This window comes from Nonomuraea sp. NPDC050540 (assembly GCF_044457485.1).
Classification (GTDB): Bacteria; Actinomycetota; Actinomycetes; order Streptosporangiales; family Streptosporangiaceae; genus Nonomuraea.
The window spans coordinates 40,245-59,571 of record NZ_JBITHA010000015.1; the positions used below are offsets into that span (position 1 = coordinate 40,245).

The 19,327-nt window shown below is 71.9% G+C and carries 19 protein-coding genes; 13 read left to right on the forward strand and 6 right to left on the reverse strand.

Annotation, left to right across the window (positions count from 1 at the left end):
• Positions 1 to 61 precede the first annotated feature (61 nt).
• Positions 62 to 1,471, forward strand: coding sequence for an MFS transporter (locus ACIBI5_RS38860; protein WP_397254341.1), 1,410 nt, complete (start codon positions 62 to 64; stop codon positions 1,469 to 1,471).
• On the opposite strand, the gene ACIBI5_RS38865 is transcribed toward ACIBI5_RS38860, so the two are convergent.
• Both ACIBI5_RS38865 and ACIBI5_RS38870 read right to left on the reverse strand, forming a co-directional pair.
• Positions 1,435 to 3,315: an ABC transporter ATP-binding protein gene (locus ACIBI5_RS38865; RefSeq protein ID WP_397254343.1), complete on the reverse strand. Its 1,881-nt coding sequence runs from the start codon at positions 3,313 to 3,315 to the stop codon at positions 1,435 to 1,437. The genes ACIBI5_RS38860 and ACIBI5_RS38865 overlap by 37 nt on opposite strands.
• Positions 3,316 to 3,360: 45 nt before the next feature.
• Positions 3,361 to 5,319 carry a PhoX family protein gene (locus tag ACIBI5_RS38870; protein ID WP_397254817.1) on the reverse strand — a complete coding sequence of 653 codons (1,959 nt, stop codon included), beginning with the start codon at positions 5,317 to 5,319 and terminating at the stop codon, positions 3,361 to 3,363.
• Positions 5,320 to 5,512: 193 nt separating this feature from the next.
• Between ACIBI5_RS38870 and ACIBI5_RS38875 the strand changes: the two genes are divergently transcribed.
• Positions 5,513 to 5,950, forward strand: a complete 438-nt coding sequence (locus tag ACIBI5_RS38875) for a sterol carrier family protein (protein ID WP_397254344.1) — start codon at positions 5,513 to 5,515, stop codon at positions 5,948 to 5,950.
• Positions 5,951 to 5,952: 2 nt separating this feature from the next.
• Here the strand turns inward: ACIBI5_RS38875 and ACIBI5_RS38880 are convergent, their stop codons facing one another.
• On the reverse strand, positions 5,953 to 7,539 hold the full coding sequence (locus ACIBI5_RS38880) for a hypothetical protein (protein WP_397254345.1): 1,587 nt from the start codon (positions 7,537 to 7,539) through the stop codon (positions 5,953 to 5,955).
• Between the two features lie 144 nt (positions 7,540 to 7,683).
• Between ACIBI5_RS38880 and ACIBI5_RS38885 the strand changes: the two genes are divergently transcribed.
• Genes ACIBI5_RS38885 through purM form a run of 4 tightly spaced genes read left to right on the forward strand, consistent with a single transcriptional unit; the run spans position 7,684 to position 11,427 of the window.
• Positions 7,684 to 8,133, forward strand: a complete 450-nt coding sequence (locus tag ACIBI5_RS38885; RefSeq protein ID WP_397254347.1) for a MarR family winged helix-turn-helix transcriptional regulator — start codon at positions 7,684 to 7,686, stop codon at positions 8,131 to 8,133.
• A gap of 40 nt (positions 8,134 to 8,173) precedes the next feature.
• Positions 8,174 to 8,917 carry an SDR family NAD(P)-dependent oxidoreductase gene (locus ACIBI5_RS38890; protein ID WP_397254348.1) on the forward strand — a complete coding sequence of 248 codons (744 nt, stop codon included), beginning with the start codon at positions 8,174 to 8,176 and terminating at the stop codon, positions 8,915 to 8,917.
• A gap of 51 nt (positions 8,918 to 8,968) precedes the next feature.
• Complete coding sequence (gene purF, locus ACIBI5_RS38895) at positions 8,969 to 10,405, forward strand: amidophosphoribosyltransferase (protein ID WP_379614022.1); 1,437 nt, start codon at positions 8,969 to 8,971, stop codon at positions 10,403 to 10,405.
• Complete coding sequence (gene purM / locus ACIBI5_RS38900) at positions 10,402 to 11,427, forward strand: phosphoribosylformylglycinamidine cyclo-ligase (RefSeq protein WP_397254351.1); 1,026 nt, start codon at positions 10,402 to 10,404, stop codon at positions 11,425 to 11,427. The genes purF and purM overlap by 4 nt, the downstream gene beginning before the upstream one ends.
• Here the strand turns inward: purM and ACIBI5_RS38905 are convergent.
• Complete coding sequence (locus ACIBI5_RS38905) at positions 11,424 to 12,245, reverse strand: SAM-dependent methyltransferase (protein WP_397254353.1); 822 nt, start codon at positions 12,243 to 12,245, stop codon at positions 11,424 to 11,426. The genes purM and ACIBI5_RS38905 overlap by 4 nt on opposite strands.
• Before the next feature lie 133 nt (positions 12,246 to 12,378).
• On the opposite strand from ACIBI5_RS38905, the gene ACIBI5_RS38910 reads away from it, so the two are divergent.
• The 5 genes from ACIBI5_RS38910 to ACIBI5_RS38930 are packed head-to-tail and all read left to right on the forward strand — an operon-like array spanning position 12,379 to position 16,408.
• Positions 12,379 to 13,263: an ATP-binding cassette domain-containing protein gene (locus ACIBI5_RS38910; RefSeq protein ID WP_397254355.1), complete on the forward strand. Its 885-nt coding sequence runs from the start codon at positions 12,379 to 12,381 to the stop codon at positions 13,261 to 13,263.
• Positions 13,263 to 13,988 (forward strand): ABC transporter permease, encoded by a 726-nt coding sequence (locus tag ACIBI5_RS38915; protein WP_397254357.1) that lies wholly within the window; start codon positions 13,263 to 13,265, stop codon positions 13,986 to 13,988. Before ACIBI5_RS38910 ends, ACIBI5_RS38915 begins: the two co-directional genes overlap by 1 nt.
• Positions 13,985 to 15,199, forward strand: coding sequence for a sensor histidine kinase (locus tag ACIBI5_RS38920; protein ID WP_397254359.1), 1,215 nt, complete (start codon positions 13,985 to 13,987; stop codon positions 15,197 to 15,199). Before ACIBI5_RS38915 ends, ACIBI5_RS38920 begins: the two co-directional genes overlap by 4 nt.
• Entirely contained in the window at positions 15,196 to 15,789 is a 594-nt protein-coding gene (locus ACIBI5_RS38925) for a DNA-binding response regulator (RefSeq protein WP_397254361.1), read from the forward strand. The genes ACIBI5_RS38920 and ACIBI5_RS38925 overlap by 4 nt, the downstream gene beginning before the upstream one ends.
• A 16-nt stretch (positions 15,790 to 15,805) precedes the next feature.
• The gene (locus tag ACIBI5_RS38930; RefSeq protein WP_397254362.1) at positions 15,806 to 16,408 is read left to right on the forward strand and encodes a GNAT family N-acetyltransferase; all 603 of its coding nucleotides are present in this window, start codon (positions 15,806 to 15,808) and stop codon (positions 16,406 to 16,408) included.
• Here the strand turns inward: ACIBI5_RS38930 and ACIBI5_RS38935 are convergent.
• Positions 16,405 to 16,755 carry a DoxX family protein gene (locus ACIBI5_RS38935; protein WP_397254364.1) on the reverse strand — a complete coding sequence of 117 codons (351 nt, stop codon included), beginning with the start codon at positions 16,753 to 16,755 and terminating at the stop codon, positions 16,405 to 16,407. The two genes, ACIBI5_RS38930 and ACIBI5_RS38935, sit on opposite strands and share 4 nt — an antisense overlap.
• Before the next feature lie 87 nt (positions 16,756 to 16,842).
• On the opposite strand from ACIBI5_RS38935, the gene ACIBI5_RS38940 reads away from it, so the two are divergent.
• Positions 16,843 to 17,733 carry a LysR family transcriptional regulator gene (locus ACIBI5_RS38940; protein ID WP_397254366.1) on the forward strand — a complete coding sequence of 297 codons (891 nt, stop codon included), beginning with the start codon at positions 16,843 to 16,845 and terminating at the stop codon, positions 17,731 to 17,733.
• Positions 17,734 to 17,791: 58 nt separating this feature from the next.
• Here the strand turns inward: ACIBI5_RS38940 and ACIBI5_RS38945 are convergent, their stop codons facing one another.
• A complete protein-coding gene (locus tag ACIBI5_RS38945; RefSeq protein WP_397254368.1) occupies positions 17,792 to 18,277 on the reverse strand; it encodes a MarR family transcriptional regulator in 486 nt (161 codons plus the stop codon).
• A gap of 37 nt (positions 18,278 to 18,314) precedes the next feature.
• On the opposite strand from ACIBI5_RS38945, the gene ACIBI5_RS38950 reads away from it, so the two are divergent.
• Positions 18,315 to 19,199: an NAD(P)H-binding protein gene (locus tag ACIBI5_RS38950; protein WP_397254370.1), complete on the forward strand. Its 885-nt coding sequence runs from the start codon at positions 18,315 to 18,317 to the stop codon at positions 19,197 to 19,199.
• Positions 19,200 to 19,327: the final 128 nt, after the last annotated feature.

The following is a 19,327-nucleotide window of genomic DNA, read 5'->3' on the forward strand; positions in this document are numbered from 1 at the left end:
CTATACGCCGTACAAGGTCTCCTGTACGTCGTACAAGTACGGCGTACAGGAAGGAAGGATCATGCGCAGATGGTGGGCCCTGGGCGCTGTGACGCTCGGGACGACGATGACCTACCTGGACAACAACATCCAGAACACGGCGCTGCCGACGATCCAGCGGGAGCTCGGTCTCACGATCTCCGGGCTGGAGTGGATCACGACCGCGTACATCCTGGTCTTCGCCGGACTCATGCTGGTCGGCGGGAGGCTGGCCGACCTGTTCGGCGCGCGGCGGATCTTCCTCGTCGGACTGTCGCTCTTCACGCTCTCGTCCCTGGCGGCGGGCCTGTCGGAGTCCGGCGGCACGCTGATCGCCGCCCGCGCCGCCCAGGGCGTCGGGGCCGCGCTGCTCACGCCGACCTCGTTGGCGCTGCTGTCGCAGATCTTCCGCGACCCCGCCGAACGCGGCAGGGCCGTCGGCATCTGGAGCTCGGCCGGCGCCCTCTCGATGGCGCTCGGCCCGGTCACCGGCGGCTTCATCAGCGAGCACCTGCACTGGGGCTGGATCTACCTGATCAACGTGCCGCTCGGCGTCGCCACGTTCTGGCTGGCCTGGTGGGCGGTGCGCCCCGCCTTCCAGCCGGTACGGCACAGCCTCGACCTGCCCGGCCTGGCCGCCTCCACGATCGCCCTGTTCGCCCTGACCTTCGCGCTCATCGAAGGTTCGTCGGCCGGCTGGACCTCGCCTCTGATCCTGGCCGCCTTCGCCGTCGCCCTGGCCGGCGCCGTGTTCTTCGTGCTCGTGGAGTCCCGCTCGGCCGAGCCGATGATCGACGTGTCGCTGTTTCGCGACCGGGTCTTCAGCGGCGGCATCCTGAGCATGGGCGTCTGGTCGTTCGGCGTGTTCGGCATCTACTTCTTCAGCGCGCTGTGGCTGCAGAACGTGCTCGGGTTCTCCCCCACCGAGGCGGGCGCGGCGTTCGTGCCGATGGCGCTGGTCATGGCCGTCGTCGCCCTCCTGTCACAGCGGCTGGCCCGGCTCATCGGCATCGGCCCCACCGTGGCGCTCGGCCTCGTGCTGATGGCGGTGGCCATCTTCATGCTCTCCGGGGTGGGGGCCGACGGCCGCTACCTCGACGTGCTGCCCTGGTTCCTGGTCTATGGGCTCGGCGGCGGCATGCTGGTTCCGCTGACCACCGCCGTCCTCGACGCGCTGCCGGAGGGACGCTCGGGCGTCGCCTCCGGCGTGCTGAACGTCTCCCGGGAGGTCTTCGGGCTGCTCGGGATCACCGTGCTCGGCGCGATCCTGACCTCCCGGCAGAGCGGCAGCGGCCTGGCCCCGCTGCCCGCCTTCCTCGACGCCTACCAGTTCACGCTGGTGATCGCGGCGGTCATCGTGCTCGTCGGGGTGCCGGTGAGCCTGTCGGCCATGCGGCGCCGGCCTCGTACGCCCGATCACGCCGCGGTGGAGATGGCCGGGTCGGCGAACTGAGTGCGGTAAAGCTCCTCGTAGCGGCCGCCCGCGGCCAGCAGTTCCTCGTGGGTTCCGCGCTCGGCCACCCGGCCGTCCTCGATCACCAGGATCTGGTCGGCGGCGCGGATCGTGGACAGGCGGTGCGCGATCACCACGGCGGTCCGGCCGTCGAGCGCCTCGGCCAGCGCCGCCTGCACGGCCGCCTCGCTCGTGGAGTCGAGCGCGGCGGTGGCCTCGTCCAGGATCACCACCTGCGGCTTGGCCAGCAGCAGGCGGGCGATGGTCAGGCGCTGGCGCTCGCCGCCGGACAGGCGGTAGCCGCGTTCGCCGACCACGGTGTCCAGCTTGTCCGGCAGCGACTCGATGAGGGTGGACAGGCGGGCCCGGCGCAGGGCGTCCCAGATCTCCTCCTCGGTGGCGTCCGGGCGGGCGAAGAGCAGGTTGCCGCGGATGGAGTCGTGGAAGAGGTGGCCGTCCTGGGTGACCATGCCGAGGGTCTCGCGGATGGAGTCGGCGCTCAGGTCGCGTACGTCGACGCCGCCGAGCCGTACCGTGCCTTCGTCGACGTCGTAGAGGCGCGGCAGGAGCTGCGCGATCGTCGACTTGCCCGCGCCCGAGGAGCCCACCAGGGCGATCATCTGGCCGGGCTCGGCGGTGAAGGAGATGCCGTGCAGCACCCGCTCGCCGCCGCGGGAGTCGAGGGTCGCGACCTCCTCCAGCGAGGCGAGGGAGACCTTGTCGGCCGAGGGGTAGGCGAAGCGCACGTCGTCGAACTCCACGGTCACCGGCCCATCAGGTACGGCCCGCGCCCCCGGCCTGTCCTTGATCAGCGGCTCCAGGTCGAGCACCTCGAAGACCCGCTCGAAGCTGACCAGGGCGCTCATGACGTCCACGCGGGCGCTGGCCAGGCTGGTCAGCGGCGCGTACAGGCGGGTCAGCAGCAGCGCCAGAGCCACCACCGAGCCGGGGTCGAGACTGCCGCTCAGGGCGTAGAAGCCGCCGAGGCCGTAGACGAGCGCCAGGGCGAGGGCGGAGACGAGGGTGAGGGCGGTGACGAAGAAGTACTGGGTCATCGCGGTGCGCACCCCGATGTCGCGCACCCGCCTGGCCCTGGCGGAGAACTCCGCCGACTCCCTGGCCGGCCGCCCGAACAACTTCACCAGCGTCGCGCCGGGCGCCGAGAACCGCTCGGTCATCTGGGTGCTCATGGCCGCGTTGTGGTCGGCGGCCTCGCGGCGCTGATCGGCGATCCTGAGGCCCATCCGGCGGGCGGGCAGCACGAAGACCGGCAGCAGGAGCAGCGCCAGCAGCGTGATCTGCCAGGAGATGCCGATCATGACCGTGAGGGTGAGCACGAGCGTGACCACGTTGCCGGCGACGCTGGAGAGCGTGTCGGTGAAGGCGCGCTGGGCGCCGATGACGTCGTTGTTCAGCCGGCTCACCAGAGCGCCGGTGCGCGTCCTGGTGAAGAAGGCGATCGGCATACGCTGGACGTGGTCGAACACCGCGGTGCGCAGGTCGAGGATCAGCCCCTCGCCCAGCCCGGAGGAAAGCCAGCGGCTGACCAGGCCGAGCGCGGCCTCGGCCAGCGCCAGGCCGGCGATGAGCACGGCCAGCCAGATCACCACGCTCAGGGGCTGCGCCTTGACGATGGCGTCCACCACCCGGCCCGCCAGGACGGGGGCCAGGACGGCCAGGCCCGCCATCACCACGCTGAGCACCAGGTACACGGCGATCCTGCGGCGGTGAGGGCGAGCGAAACCGGCGATCCGTTTCAGCGTGTCCTTGGACAGGCGTCTTCGGTCCTGCTGGTTGTTGTTCATCGAGTACAGCTGGTGCCAGGCGGTCATCTCCATGCTCATGGGTAGACCGTACGAGCTCAACCAAACTTGAGGTCAAGCCGTTTTTCAGGAGCCGATCTTGCGGCCCTGGCCGTGCCAGACGACGGCGACCGACGGGCGGGGCTGCTCGCCGTCGGGCCAGCGGCTGGCGGGGTTGTCCGGAGTGGCGCCGTCGATCTCGCCCGGGTGCTGGACCGCGACGAAGACGCTGCGCTGGTCGTCGGTGACCATCGGGCCGCAGGTCTCGGCGCCCACCGGCACCGTGAGGAACTGGCGGACGTGCCCGCGTTCACGGCCGCGCATCGGCGTGACGAACAGGCCGTCGTTGGCGCCCAGCGCGTTGCCGTCCGTGGAGATCCACAGGTTGCCGTCGCGGTCGAAGGCCAGGTTGTCCGGGCAGGAGATCGGCGAGACCTTCGTCTTGTCGTATCCGGCGAAGTAGGTCGAGGCGTCGTTCGGGTCGCCGCAGACCAGCGGAAGCGACCAGGCGAAGCCGTTGCCGCGGCCCTCGACGATCTCCAGCACGTGGCCGTGCTTGTTCGACGGGCGCGGGTTGGCCTCGTCCACCTGGGCGGGGGTACGGGCGGTGTTGTTGGTCAGCGCCACGTAGACCGCGCCGGTGACCGGATTGCGCTCCATGTCCTCAGGCCGGTCCATCTTGGTCGCGCCCACCTTGTCGGCGGCGGTACGCGTGTAGATCAGCACCTCGGCCGCGCTCATCCCCTGCACGTGCGACTCGTCGCCGGACACCAGCGCGATCCACTCGCCGGACCCGTCGAAGGCGCCGTCGGCGGGCAGCTTGCCGGAGCCGTCGATCTCCTCCTTGGGGCTGTCGCCGGTGAACTTGGCCACGTACAGCGTGCCCTCGTCGAGCAGCCCGCGGTTGTGCCGGTCGAAGCCCGGGATGTAGCGCTTCTTCGAGACGAACTTGTAGATGTACTCGAAGCGCGAGTCGTCGCCCATGTACACCACAAGCCGGCCGTCACGCGAGATCGAGGTGGTGGCGGCCTCGTGCTTGAAGCGGCCGAGCGCGGTGCGCTTGAGCGGCGTCGAGTCCGGGTCGAACGGGTCGATCTCCACGATCCACCCGAACCGGTTGGCCTCGTTCGGGTGCTTGGCCAGGTCGAAGCGCTCCTCGACCTTGTCGAAGCGGCGGTTGCTCGCCTGGATGTTCGTCGGGATCGTGTAGCGGGCGATGTTGGGGTTGTTCTTGTCGCCGTTGACGAAGTACTGGTCGAAGTTCTCCTCGGCGGTCAGCACGGTCCCCCAGGGGGTGGTGCCGCCGGCGCAGTTGTTCAGCATGCCGACCGGCTTGCGGCCGGCCGGGTCGGCCGCCGTCTTGAGCAGGTCGTGGCCCGCGGCGGGACCGGTGAAGCGCATCGGGGTCTGCGCGGTGACGCGCCGGTTGTAGCGCCGCCGGCCCCTCGTCACCAGCTTCCACTCGCCAGTGCTCCGGACGCGCTCGACCTCCACGACCGAACCGCCGTGAGCGGCCAGCGCGATCTTGATCTGCTCGGGTGTCGCCGTCGCCGCCGTGTACCCGCGGAACATCAGCGACTCGTCGGTGTACTCGTGGTTGACCCAGAGCAGCCCGCGGTTGCGCCCCATCTCGAAGAGCGTCACGAAGTCGCAGTTGTAGCCGAACTGCTTGGCCTGCGCCTCGGCCGTCTGGTTGTCGAAGTCGAAGTCGGGGGCGTCGGGCAGCACCGGGTCGCCCCAGCGGACCACGACGGAGGAGCGGTAGCCGTCCGGGATGCGCAGCGCGTCGTCCTTGTTCGGCGGCACCGGCGTGAAGCGCAGGTCACCGTGGTGCCGGCCGGCCGCGGACAGCTCTCCGTCCGGCTCCGCGGGATCCGCCATCGCGGGTACGGCTCCCGCCACACCCGCCCCGACCACCAGCGCGCCCAGGGCGCCCGCGCGCAGGGCGCCGCGACGGGACAGGGCTTCGGCGGCGATGTCGCTGAAGTAGGCGTTGCCGCTGCGGTTGGCGACGTCGTGCGCGCACGCGTTGCCGCATCGGAACATGCACGTCAGGGCCGATCGGCCGCCCTTGTGCGAGTCGTTGAGCAGGGGCAGCAACACGGGGTTCCTCCAAGGTGGTGCGCAATCGTTCCGCCGGGACGCTACGGCCGCATTCGGAACCGCCGGTGAACGACGGTCACCGCCTCGATGAACGCTGGCTGGGGGTACGTGGGAGTCGGGGCTGGAGAATGGGGGGATGGCAGCCAGGAAGATCGACCCCGACAAGCTGAGGGCCGCGCTCGACGCGCAGCTGATCGCCAACGACCAGCCGGAATACGACGGCCCGGCGGCCGGTCTCGCCGACACGTTGGTCGGGGCCGTGGTGACCGCCTACGACCGGGGCGCCGCTCCCGAGCGGGCCGCCGAGCGGCTGGCCGTGCGGTATCTGCTGGAACGGCTGGCGTCCGGGGCACCGGGGCGTACCGTCGAGGTCAGGGTGCCGCCGCACGCCGCCGTGCAGGCGATCGAAGGACCCAGGCACACCCGGGGGACCCCGCCCAACGTGGTCGAGACCGACGCGCGCACGTGGATCGACCTGGCGCTCGGCCGGATCGGGTGGGACGAGGCAATGGCGAAGGGCGCCGTCTCAGCGAGCGGCGCCCGTGCCGACCTATCCGAATTCCTCCCCCTCTGACGTCAGGGGGTGCCCCACGGGAGCTTGCTCTGCACGCAGCGCTCGCTGAGCTGCGGCGGCAGGTTGGCGCACTCCGAGAAGTAGGCGCGGATCGCGAAGAACCCGCACACCGCCAGGACCAGCGTCGCGATGCCCAGGCCGATGCCGGTCCAGGACATGCCCTTGCCGCCGCCCTTGGACAGCGCGACCGCGCCCAGCACGATCGCGATGATCGCGGTGAGCACGCCGGTGAAGCACACCAGCAGCAGGAACACGCTCGCCACACCCAGCACCAGCGACGCCACCGCCAGGCCGTTGCCGGGCTTCTTGGGCTGCCAGTCCGGCTGGTACGGCCCGGGGCCGCCGGTGGGCGGGGTGTAGGCGCCGCCTCCCGAGGGCGGGTAGGCGGGGCCGCCCGGGGCGCCGCCGTACGGGCTGGACGGGGTGGAGCCGGGGACCGACGGGTCGGCGCCGCCGTACGGGGAGGCGCCGGGGACCGGGCCTTCCGCCGGGCTCTGGGCAGCGGCCGCATAGGGATCCCGAGGCGGTCCCGCCCCATAGGGCACCTCCCCCGCACCCGCTCCTTGCCCGCCCGCACCCTGGCCACCGGTGCCTTGACCGCTGGCGCCTTGCCCCTGACCGCCCTGACCGCTTTGGCCGCCTTGACCTTGGCCGCCTTGGCCACCTTGGCCACCTTGACCGCTCTGGCCGCCTGGAGCCGCGGCGCCGAAGGCCGCGCCTGCCGCCGCACCCGCGGCGGCGGCACCCGCCGCGCCCGCCGCACCTGCCGCGCCTGGACCGCCGGGTGTTCCGCCGCCCGGGGTGCCGCCTTCGGCGGGCTCGCCGTAGGTGGCGCCGCTGCCGTACTCCTTGGGTCCGCCCTCGTAAGGGCCGGCCGGAGCGAACGTCGGGCGTTCCGGCGGCGTGGGCGGGTCGTAGCGCGACGGCTGCGGGCCCGATGACGACGAGCCGCCCGGACCCTCCCAGCTCGACGCCGGCGAGGAACTCTCCCAGCCCGGGTAGGACGGCGTGGAACCCGGGACCTGGTACGCCTGCGTCTCCCCCGCGCCCGGCTGCTCGGAACCCTGCGGCTCCGGCGCGTCCCAGGACCGGGTGGGCTCGGGCGTCCCGGCCGGAGGCGTGTCGTCGCGCGCCCACTCCGGGATCTCGTACGCGGTGGTGCGCTCGGTGTCCTGCGGCGCGGGCACGTCCGGCTCGTTCCACGGGGACGGCTCCGGCGCGGGTGGCGGCGGCGCGGTCGGCGGCACCACGGGCGGAACCGGTGTGATCGGCTCCTCCGCCGCCGCACCTCCCCACGCCTCGGGCTCCCCCGCCCCGCGCTCTTCCCGTCCGCCGTCGCCCTGCCCGGCCGCGCCGGTCTCGTCCTCGCCCGGCACCGTCTCCTCCACCCACCACGAGGCGGGCGGCTCTTCGGAGTCGGGCGGCTCGGGCAGGTCGTCGTCCGGCCCGGCCGCGCGCGGCTGCGAGGGCGGCGGCGTGGGCGGTGCGGGTGGTGGTGCGGGCGGCGGCGACGGCTGGTCTGGCGCGTCTGGTGCGGGACGGCCGTGCGCAGGTGGGCGCGGCTCGTCCGGGTCCCCAGGTGTGGTCACGTCTGCGTCTCCCGACGGGGTCGTCATAGCCGGATACCCCACCTTCGCGCGCGCCCTGTCCCCGCAACCGCGCGACACGGTAAGAGTCCGCCCACGGTTGCCTCATGTTGCGCCAAAACCGCTGGCGGCGGGCAAGATGAAGGCATGCTCGACGAGACCCTCACCTACGCGCTCATCAAGATCACCAAGGTGCACCGCTACCGGGTGGCGGCGGAACTGACCGAGCTGGGCCTGCACGTGGGCCAGGAGATGCTGCTCAACCAGTTGTGGCGCGAGGACGGGCTGTCGCAGAGCGAGCTGATCGCCCGGCTGGGCGTGGAGCCGCCCACGGTGACGAAGACGATCCAGCGCCTGGAGCGGGCGGGGTTCGTGCGCCGCACGCCGGACTCGAAGCGGCCCCGGCTGAGCCACGTCCATCTGACGGAGGCGGGCAAGGCGCTGCAGGGGCCGGTGGAGGAGATCTGGGAGCGCAACGACCGCGAGGTGCTGGCCCAGCTCGCCCCGGAGGACCGGGCGACGATGGTGCGGTTGGTCGGCCAGTTGTGGGCCTGCCCTTCCGCCGAGGGCGAAACTCCCTTGCATCCTTGCGATTAGCCGACTAATTAGTTGGCTAATAGCAAGGAATGGAGTTCACATGCATGTTCTCGTCACCGGCGGCTCTTCCGGCATCGGCGCCGCCACCGCCCGCGCGTTCGGCCGCGCCGGGCACCGTGTCACGCTGACCTACAAGTCCGGCCCCGACCGTGCCGAGCGGGTCGTGAAGGAGATCGAGCAGGCCGGCGGGACGGCCGCGGCCGTCCATCTGGATCTGGGTGAGCACGGGAGCGTCCGGGCGGCGGTCGCCGCGGCGGGGCCGTTCGACTCGGTGATCGCCAACGCGGTCATGTGGGGCGGGGACGCGCCCAGGACCGAGAGGTTCGAGGAGATTCCGATCGAGCACTGGAGCGAGATGCTCCATGCCAACGTGCTCGGCAACGTGGTGCTCGCGCAGTCCGTGGTGCCCGCGATGCGGGAGCGGGGTTTCGGACGGGTCGTTCTGGTCTCCTCCGGGATCGCCGAGGAGGGCACGCCCGGCGCCGGCCCGTACGGCACCGCCAAGATGGCCCTGCACGGCCTGGCCCGCACGCTGGCCTGGCAGGCGGGCATGGACGGCGTCCTGGTGAACGTGGCAGCTGTCGGCCTGACCAGGACGGACAGCAGTCCGATCCCCGGGCAGGTGTTCGACGCGGTGGCCGGCCGTACACCCAGCAAGAGGTTGTCCACCGCGGACGACGTGGCGGCGCTCCTGCTCTTCCTCGGTTCCGCGGCCAACCACAACCTCACCGGCGAGATCATCCGAGAAGGGTCGAACGCGGCACGATCCGCCCATATCACCTGATCTCGCACCCGGGTGTGCGAGCACGGAAGTGGCCGACCTAAACTGAGGTACGTGCTGAAGGGCGACGGCCGACTCGGCCATGACCTGGACCCCCAAGACCGTGCTCCCAAGGATGCCTGCGGTGTCTTCGGCGTGTGGGCCCCAGGCGAGGAAGTATCCAAACTCACCTACTACGGGCTGTACGCGTTGCAGCACCGCGGCCAGGAGTCCGCGGGCATCGCGGTCAGCGAGGGCAGCAGGATCCTCGTCTACAAGGACATGGGGCTCGTCGCCCAAGTCTTCGACGAGTCGGTGCTCGGAACCCTGCGCGGTCACCTGGCCATCGGCCACTGCCGCTACTCCACCACCGGTTCCAGCGTCTGGGAGAACGCTCAGCCGACGCTGAGCTCCACCGACCAGGGCGGGCTCGCACTCGCCCACAACGGCAACCTGATCAACACCCCGGTCCTGGCCCAGCGCCTGGAGCCGGGCACCACCAGGGCCACCACCGACACCGAGGTGCTCACCACCCTGCTCGCGCAGGACCGCAGCCGCTCCATCGAGGACGCCGCCGCGGAACTGCTCCCGCAGGTGCTCGGCGCCTACTCGCTGGTGTTCATGAACGAGAAGACCCTCTACGCGGCCCGCGACCCGCAGGGCATCCGCCCGCTGGTCCTGGGCCGCCTGGAGCGGGGCTGGGTCGTCGCCTCGGAGACGGCCGCGCTCGACATCGTCGGCGCCACGTTCGTGCGCGAGGTCGAGCCGGGCGAGCTGCTCACCATCGACGAGCGCGGCGTGCGCTCGCGCAGGTTCGCGGTCGCCGAGCCGAAGGGCTGCCTGTTCGAGTACGTCTACCTGGCCCGCCCCGACACCACGATCGCCGGGCGCGGCGTGCAGGTCACCCGCGTCGAGGTCGGCAGGGTGCTGGCCCGCGAGCACCCGGTCGAGGCCGACCTGGTCATCCCGACGCCCGAGTCGGGCACCCCCGCCGCCGTCGGCTACGCCGAGGAGTCCGGCATCCCCTACGGCCAGGGCCTGGTCAAGAACTCCTACGTCGGCCGCACGTTCATCGAGCCGTCGCAGACCATCCGCCAGCTCGGCATCCGGCTCAAGCTCAACCCGCTGCGCGAGGTCGTGGAGGGCAAGCGGCTGGTCGTCGTCGACGACTCGATCGTGCGCGGCAACACCCAGCGCGCGATCGTCAAGATGCTGCGCGAGGCGGGCGCGCGCGAGGTGCACGTGCGCATCTCCTCCCCGCCGGTCTCCTGGCCGTGCTTCTACGGCATCGACTTCGCCACCCGCGCCGAGCTGATCGCCGGCTCGCTGTCGGTGGAGGAGATCCGGGCCTCCCTGGGCGCCGACTCGCTCGGCTACATCTCCCTGGAAGGCCTGACCGAGGCCACGACCATCCCCGCCGACCGCCTCTGCCGAGCCTGCTTCGACGGCAGCTACCCGATCCCGATCGACCAGGACAACGTCGGGAAGTACGTGTTGGAGAGCACCAAGTGACCACCTACGAGGCCGCGGGCGTCGACATCGCGGCGGGCGAGCGCGCCGTCGAGCTGATGAAGGCCAAGGTCGCGCGCTCGCGGCGGCCCGAGGTGGTCGACGACGCCAGCGGCTTCGCCGGGTTGTTCGACGCCTCGTTCCTGCTGCGCTACAAGCGGCCGCTGCTGGCCACGTCGACCGACGGCGTCGGCACCAAGGTCATGATCGCGCAGCAGTACGGCAAGCACGACACCATCGGCATCGACCTGGTCGGCATGGTCCTCGACGACCTCGTGGTCTGCGGTGCCGAGCCGCTGTTCATGACCGACTACATCGCCTGCGGCAAGGTGGTGCCCGAGCGCGTCGCGGAGATCGTCGGCGGCGTGGCCGAGGGCTGCCGCCTGGCCGGGGCCGCGCTGGTCGGCGGCGAGACCGCCGAGCACCCCGGCGCCATGGGCGCCGACGAGTACGACCTGGCCGGCGCCGGCACGGGCGTGGTCGAGGCCGCGGACATGCTCGGCCCCGACCGGGTGCGCGCGGGCGACGTGGTGCTGGGCCTGGCCTCGTCGGGCATCCACTCCAACGGCTACTCGCTCGTGCGGCACGTGGTGAAGAACGCCGGGCTGTCGCTGGACGACGAGCTGCCCGAGCTCGCCCGCCCGCTGGGCGAGGAACTGCTGGAGCCCACCCGCATCTACTCCCTCGACTGCCTGGAGCTGGCCCGCTCGGTCGAGGTGCGCGCCTACTCCCACATCACCGGCGGCGGCATCGAGGGCAACATCGCGCGTTCCCTGCCGCCAGGGCTGGACGCGGTGCTGTCGCGGGAGTCGTGGACGGTGCCCGCCGTCTTCCAGGTCCTGGCCGGGCACGGTTCGATCGAACGGCAGGCCATGGACCGCACGTTCAACCTGGGTGTGGGCATGGCCGCGATCGTCGCCCCCGAGGCGGCCGACGCGGCACTGCGCCTGCTGGAGTCGCGCGGGCTGCCCGCGTGGATTCTGGGCGAGATTGTCCCCGGCACCGGCGCCGCCCGCTACTCCTAACCCGCCATCCGGCCCACTCCCGCGTCGATGAGCACGTGGGGTGGGCCGTCCAGCAGCGGTACGGCCGGCACCTCGTCCTCCGGCATCCGCCAGTCCTGCACGGGCACCAGTCCCGGCCCGATCAGCTCGAACCCGTCGAAGAAGCCGAGCACCTGCTCGCGCGTGCGGAACACCGACTGGATCGGCGAGCCGGCGGTGGCGACGCCGAGCTGCCGTTTCGCCTCGGGGTGGCTCTCGTCCATGGCGTGGGTGAGCACGAGATGGCTGCCCGGCGCCATCCGCTCGCGGAAGCGCTTGACGATGCCGTGGGGGTCCTCGCCGTCCAGGACGAAGTGGAGCAGCCCGACCATCAGCACCCCGACCGGCTGCTCGAAGTCGATGAGGCCGCTGACGTGCGGGTCGGCGAAGATGGCGTCGGGATCTCTGGCGTCGGCCAGGATGCCGGCCACGCCGGGGGCGCTGGCCAGCAGCACCTCGGCGTGCAGCCGTACGACGGGGTCGTAGTCGACGTAGACGACCCGGCAGGCGGGGTTGGTCCTCCTGGCGACCTCGTGCACGCTGGGCGAGGTCGGGATGCCGGTGCCGAGGTCGATGAACTGCCGTACGCCCCGCTGGGCCATGTGGTGCACGGCGCGGGCGAGGAAGGCCCTGGAGGCGCGGGCGACGAGTCTCGTGTCCGGCGCGAGCGCCAGTAACTTGTCGGCGACCGCTCGATCCACCGCGAGGTTGTCCTTGCCACCGAGCAGGTAGTCGTAGACCCGGGCGGAGCTGGGGACGGTGGGGTCGACGCCGGGCGGAACACGTTCGAGCTCGGTCACAGGAACCATCGTATGTCGCGCAGGTCCCATGATCGTGGGATGATCCCGGATATTCAGCCCATGGCCTCCGTGCCGTCAGAACACTGACATACGGCACTACCCGCGTGCATGGCCCGTCGAGCAGCCTCTTTCCATGGCAAACGCCCTGGAACTCACGGCCGTCAGCAAACGCTACGGCCCGGCCAGAGCCCTCGACGGCGTCGATCTGACCGCCGAGCAGGGCCAGACGATCGCGGTGCTCGGCCCGAACGGCGCGGGCAAGAGCACCCTGCTCTCCATCGCCCTCGGCCTGCTCCCGCCCACCTCGGGCACCGCCGCGGTGTTCGGACACCCGCCGGTCGAGGCCCTGCGCAAGGGCCTGGTCGGCGTCCTGCTGCAGGAGTCCGGCCTACTGGAGGACGTCCGCGTGAACGAGCTGGTCACGGCGACCGCCGGCATGTACCAGAAGCCGATGCCGGTCGAGCGGGCCCTGCGCGCAGCCCGCGTGGACGGCTTCGCGGCCCAGCGGATCGGCAAGCTGTCCGGCGGACAGCGGCAGCGGGTGCGCATCGCCCTCGCCCTGATCGGCGACCCGCGCCTGCTCGTGCTGGACGAGCCCACCGTCGGACTCGACGTGGACGGCCGCCGCGCCCTGTGGCGGGAGGTACGGGCGCGCACCGCCCAGGGCCGCACCGCCGTCTTCGCCACCCACTACCTCACCGAGGCCGACGACTACGCCGACCGGGTGATCCTGCTGGCCAAGGGCAAGGTCGTGGCCGACGGACCGGTCGAGAAGATCAAGGAGCTGGTCGGCGGCAGCGAGGTGCACGTCACGCTGGACGCCGCCGAGGTGGGGGTGCTCCAGGCGTTGCCCGGGGTGCGCCAGGTCCGGGTGGAGGGCGGCGCCGCCGTACTGCGGACCAATGACTCCGACGCGACGCTGCGCGCGCTGTTCGCGACGTTCGCCGACGCCAGAGACGTCCGTACGGCCGGGACCGACCTCGAAAGCGCCTTCGTGAGCCTGACGGGAGGCAACTGATGGGCTCCTACGTCAAGCTCGAACTGCTGCGGTCCGTTCGCAACACCACCAGCCTCATCATGCTGACCGTCTTCCCCCTCGTGCTCTACCTGGTGTGGACGAAGGTGCTGCGGGTCGTTCCGGCGGGGCCGCAGCAGGTCGACTTCGCCGCGTACACGATGGTCTCGATGGCCGTCTACGGCGCGATGGGCGGCGCGCTGTTCATCGGCGGCGCGATCGCCATGGAGCGCTCGAAGGGCTGGCTGCGGCAGCTCGCCGTCACGCCGCTGCCCGCCCACGGCTACATCTCGGCCAAGCTGATCGCGGGCGCGACCGGGGTTCTGCCGAGCATCTTCGCCGTGCTCGGCGGGGGCGCCCTCATCTCCGGTGTACGGCTGCCGCCCGGCACCTGGCCCGCGCTCGTGGTGCTGATCTGGGTGGGCGTGGTGCCGTTCGCCGCTCTGGGAGTCACCTTCGGCTACACGATGAACGGGCAGGCTGCGAACCTGGCCATGATCGCCGTCTTCTTCGGGCTGTCCGTCCTGGGCGGGTTGTGGCTGCCGGTTCAGCTCATGCCGGAGTTCATGCGGACCCTGGCCGAGTACAGCCCCGCCTACCAGGCCGGATCCCTCGGCTGGCGGGCCCTGGCGGGCGACTGGCCGACGGTCAAGTCGCTGGTCGTGCTGGCCGGGTGGACGTTGCTGTTTTCCGGGCTGGCCGCCTGGCGTTACCGTCGGGCCTTGTGAAGGTGGCGGCACGCGGCGAGTTCGGCAAGGGCCGTAGCCAGGTCAGGGCGGGCTCGGTGGCCTGGCTGCTGGTGACGCTCTGGCCGCTGTGGACGTTCCTGTCCACCGGTCCGGCCCTGCCGCGCGTCCTGTGGGCCGTCGCCGGGCTCGCGGTGCTGTCGGGCTGCTGGATGGCGATCATGTGGCGGATGCTCGGCGAGAACAGCGGCGTGCCCCGGCGGTGGCCCATGGCCGGGCTGGCCGCGGCCGCGATCGCGCTCCTTCCCGTGCTCGGGCCGCCCTGGGCGTTCGTCGCCTTCATCTACGTCATCACCGGACTGGCCGCGACGACCGGCGGCGCCGGGTTCGTCGCCGGGGTGCTGCTGACCATCGCCGTGACCATGGGCGTCCTGCTCGCGCACGGGCTGCGGGTGTGGTGGCTGGTGCTCGTCATCCTGGCCCAGGCCGGCGCCGTACACGGCATGAAGCGGATGGGCCACCTGCTCGCCCGGCTGGCCGCCGCCCGCGCCCAGGTGGCCCAGCTCGCCGTGGACAACGAGCGGCTGCGCTTCTCCAGGGACCTGCACGACACCCTCGGCCACACCCTGACCTCGATCACCATCAGAAGCCAGCTCGCCGCCCGGCTGGCCCGCACCGACCCCGACCGCGCCGCGCGGGAGATGGGCGACGTGGAGGCCGCCGCCCGCCAGGCCCTCGACGAGGTACGGCACGCCGTCGCCGGATACCGGGTCCCGGCGTTGTCGGAAGAACTGGAGAAGGCGGCGCGGGAGCTGGAACTGGCCGGGATCGAGGTGGAGATCTCCCCCGCCGGCGGCCCGATCCCCGGGGCCGCGGAGACACTGCTGGCGTGGGCGGTGCGCGAGGCCGCCACCAACGTCCTGCGCCACAGCGGTGCCCGGCACTGCCGGATCACGTTGCGTGTGGACACGAGCTGGGCGGATCTGGAGGTCCGCGACAACGGCCCCGCGACCGCGCCTCCCCCCACGCCCATACCTCCGGCCGCGCGTCTGAACGGATCGGCAGGGCTTCAGCACGGAGCGGACAAGCTTCTCGACGGAACGGACGGGCTTCTGGACGGAGCGGACGGGCGGGGTCACGGGTTGACCGGGCTGGCCGAGCGGGTGGCCGGGGCCGGTGGGTCGCTGGATGTGGGTGCGCTGCCGGAGGGCGGATACCGCCTGTATGCCCGCGTCCCGCTGGAGGCCGCGTGATCCGCGTGCTCATCGCCGACGACCAGGACCTCGTCAGGGGCGGGCTGGCCGCGCTGCTGGGCCTGGAGGCCGACATCGAGGTGGTGGCCCAGGTGGGCCGGGGCGACCTGGTCGAGGCCGCGACGGCGGAGCACCGGCCCGACGTCATCCTGCTCGACATAGAGATGCCCGGGATGTCCGGGCTGGAGGTGGCCGAGCGGCTGCGGGGCCGGCGGGTGGTCATCGTGACCACGTTCGGGCGCCCCGGCTATCTCAGCCGGGCTCTGGACGCCGGGGTGGCCGGGTTCGTGGTCAAGGACGCGCCGGCCGCGGAGCTGGCGGCAGCCGTACGGCGGGTGATGGCGGGTGAGCGGGTGATCGACCCCAAGCTGGCCGTGAGCGCGAGCGCCGTCGGGCCGAGCCCGCTCACGCAGCGGGAACGCGAGGTGCTGCGCACGGCCCGCGACGGCTCGACCGTGGCCGACATCGCCCGCCGCCTGTTCCTGACCGAGGGGACGGTACGCAACTACCTGTCGTCGGCGATCGGCAAGACCGGCGCTCGAAACCGTGCCGAAGCGGTGCATGTGGCCGAGTCGCGGGGCTGGCTGTAGCTGTACAGTGCCACGCATGACCGAGGGGCTCGTGCAGATCGCCGCAGAGGTGGAGACGTTCCTGGCGAGCCTGCCGCCGGGGGCCGGGCGGGTAACGCTGCGGCCGATGACCAGGCACGACGAGGACGAGTTCACCAGACTGACCAAGGCCAGCGCGGAGCTTCACCACCCCTGGATGTCCCTGCCCGCGACCGCCGAGGAGTACCAGGCCTACCTGGCCCACTTCGACCCCGCGACCACCCGCCGCCTGCTGGTGTGCCTGCGCGACAGCGGTGACATCGCCGGCCTGGTCAACATCAACAGCATCATCCGCGGCCGTTTCCAGAACGGCTCGCTCGGCTACGCGGCCTTCGCCCCCACCGCCGGCCACGGCTACATGAGCGAGGGCCTGGCCCTCGTCCTGCGCTACTCCTTCGAGCAGTTGCGGCTCCACCGCCTGGAGGCCCAGATCCAGCCGGGCAACCACGCCTCGCTCAAGCTCGTCCAGCGCCTCGGCTTCCGCCATGAGGGCTTCTCCCCCGAGATGCTGTTCATCGACGGCGCCTGGCGCGACCACGAACGCTGGGCCATCCTCAACCCCGGCCCCTGGCCGGCCCACCCCTCGCTGCCCAACCCCTAGACTGCGGCGGGCGCCAGCGCCAGGCAGGCCGCGGCCAGCACGAGGAAGGTCCCGGGAAAGGGCAGGTGCGCGTGGACGCGGGCGCGCGCGACGGTGAACACGGCGCCGGCGAAGAAGAACACCAGCCCGGCCGCCGCGGCGATGCCGATCGCGGGTACGGCCAGCCCGGCCAGCAGCCCGACCGCCCCCGCCGCCTTGGCCACGCCCAGCGAGGTGATCCACGAACGCGGCACGCCGTACTTGTCCATGTTGGCGAGGACCCACTCGGCGCGGGCGAAGTCGACGGCGGCCGCCGCGAAGTTGCATGCGGCGGCCACGACGACCACCACGACATAGACGGTGAACACCGGATGTTCCCCCTTCGCTGGATACGTGTTCCACCCTCGCCGAGCAGCGCCGAAGGCGTCCAATAGCCGTATCGATAACCTGATGGAATGGATGTGGACACGCGGCTCGTCCGCTCCTTCCTCGCCGTCGCCGAAGAGGGCAACCTGACCAGGGCCGCCGAGCGGCTCTACGTGTCCCAGCCCGCGCTGACCAAGCAGATCAAGAGCCTGGAGACGCAGCTCGGCCTGCGGCTGTTCACCCGCTCGCGGGCCGGGATGGCGCTCACCGAGGCGGGGCGGGCGTTGCGCGAGCGGGCGCCCGGCATGCTGGCCGCCTGCGACCAGGCGCTGCGCGAGACGAAGAGCGCCGCGAGCGTGGCCGCCCGCGTGCTGAGGGTCGGGTTCCTGGCCAGCGCGGCCAACGAGGCCACGCCGGACATCGTCGCCGCGTTCGGCCGGCTGCGTCCCGGCTGGCGGGTGGAGATGCGGCAGGCCGCCTGGTCCGACCCGAGCGCCGGGCTGGCGGACGGCGAGGTCGACGCGGCCCTGCTGCGCCTGCCGTTCCCCGGACAGGAGGCCATGCGGCACGAGGTGCTGCTCGAGGAGCCGCGCTGGGTCGCGCTGCCCTCCTCCCACCCGCTCGCCGCGCGCGCCGAGATCGCCTTCGCGGACCTGTGGGACGAGGCCTTCGTCGCCGCGCCGCAGGAGACCGGCCGGTGGCGCGACTACTGGCTGGCCGCCGACGAGCGCGACGGCCGCCCGCCGCGCGTCGGCGCCACCACCGACCAGCCCGACGCCTGGCTCCAGGCCATCGCCAACGGGTACGGCGTCGCCCTCGCCCCCGCCTCGTCGGCCCGCTACTACGCCCGTCCCGGCGTCACCTACCGACCCGTGACCGGCGTCAGCCCGACCCGGGTCGGTATCGCCTGGCCACCCGCCGCCGACGCCGACCCCGTCGTCCAGGACTTCGTCCGCTGCTGCCGGGACGCCTGCGGGTAGGGCTTCAGTGGCCGGGGCTCATTCAGCGGGCAGGGCTCGTTCGGCGGGCAGGGCTCGTTCAGTCGTCGGTGAACCGCTCGGCGGCGGCGCGGCCGGCGCCGGTGGTGCGCTGGAGGAACCCGGCGATGAGCGCGAGCTCGCTGTCGGTGTAGTCCTCGCAGAGCGCGTCCATCTGCGCGTTCATGCCGGAGAAGAGCCGGTAGACCTCCCGGTTGCGTTCGCGGCGGGCCCGAACGGTGATGGCGCGGCGGTCGGGGCCGTCGGGGTCGCGTTCGCGCACGATCCAGCCGCCGCGCTGGAGGCGGTCGAGGATGCCGGTCAGCGTGGCGGGGTGCAGACCGGCCTTGCGGGCCAGCGCGCTGGGGGTGAGCGGGCCGTGCCGGTTGAGCAGGTCGAGGCAGCTCCAGTCGACGTCCTTGAGGTTGACCTGCGTACCGATCTGACGGTTGAGCAGGGCCAGCTGGATGTTCAGGTCGCGCAGGGACTCCTTGACCGCCCTGACGACCCGCCTCCGCTCACGCGGATCACCTTCTACGGAACTCATATCGTATGACTCTCAAACTATATGTTACGGTTTCCATATGATACGACTTCCGAACGCGACCGTCCTGGTCACCGGAGCCACCGGCACCGTCGGCCGCCCGCTGATCGACCTCCTGCTCGCCCAAGGAGCCAAGGTGCGCGCGGTGACCCGCGACGCGCGCGCCGCCGCCCTGCCCGACGGCGTCGACGTCGTGGAAGGCGACCCGGCAGGCGCCCTGGACGGCGTCTCCAGCCTGTTTCTCAACCCGCGTGCCCTCGGCCTGAACCCCGACCCGCGCGCCGTCACGGCCGCCGCCTACCGGCTGCTGAGCCTGGCCCGCGAGCACGGGGTCGGGCGGGTGGTCACCATGTCCGCCCTGAATGTCGACCACGACCTCGACGAGCAGCCCTCCCGGCTGCGCGGCGAGTACAACAAGGAGACCGAGGCGGCCGTCACCGCCTCCGGCATGGAGTGGACGGCCCTGCGCTCCGGCTACTACGCGGTCAACACGATCGGCTCGTGGGCCGCCCAGATCCGCGCCGGTGACACCGTGCGCGGCGCGTACGCCGCCGCGGCGTGGGCGCCCCTGCACGAGCGCGACCTCGCTGCCGTGGCCGCGCACGCCCTGCTCACCGGCGACCTGGCCGGCGAACGCCCGGTCCTGACCGGCCCGCGTGCCCTCACCCAGCAGGAGATGATCGAGACCATCGGCGCGGCGATCGGCCGGCCGCTGCGCTTCGAGGAGGTCGCGCCGGAAGCCGCGCGGCAGGGCTTCCTGCGCGGCGGGGTGCCCGAGGCGCTGGCCGACGGCTTCCTGACCCTGCAGGCCCAGTCCTACCTCCAGCACGACCTGGTCACCGGCGAGGTCGAGAGAATCCTTGGCCGCCCCGGACTCACCTTCGCCGAATGGGCCACCGAACACGCCACCGACTTCCGCCCGTAGCCTCCAGGCCGTTGCCGCCCCAGAGGGCCATGGAAGCCTCAGAGAGGCCGTGAAGGCCGCGAAGGGAGGCCGCGGGACCGCAGAGACCGCGGGACCGGAGCGGCCGGAGCGGCTGAGGAAGGTGGGAG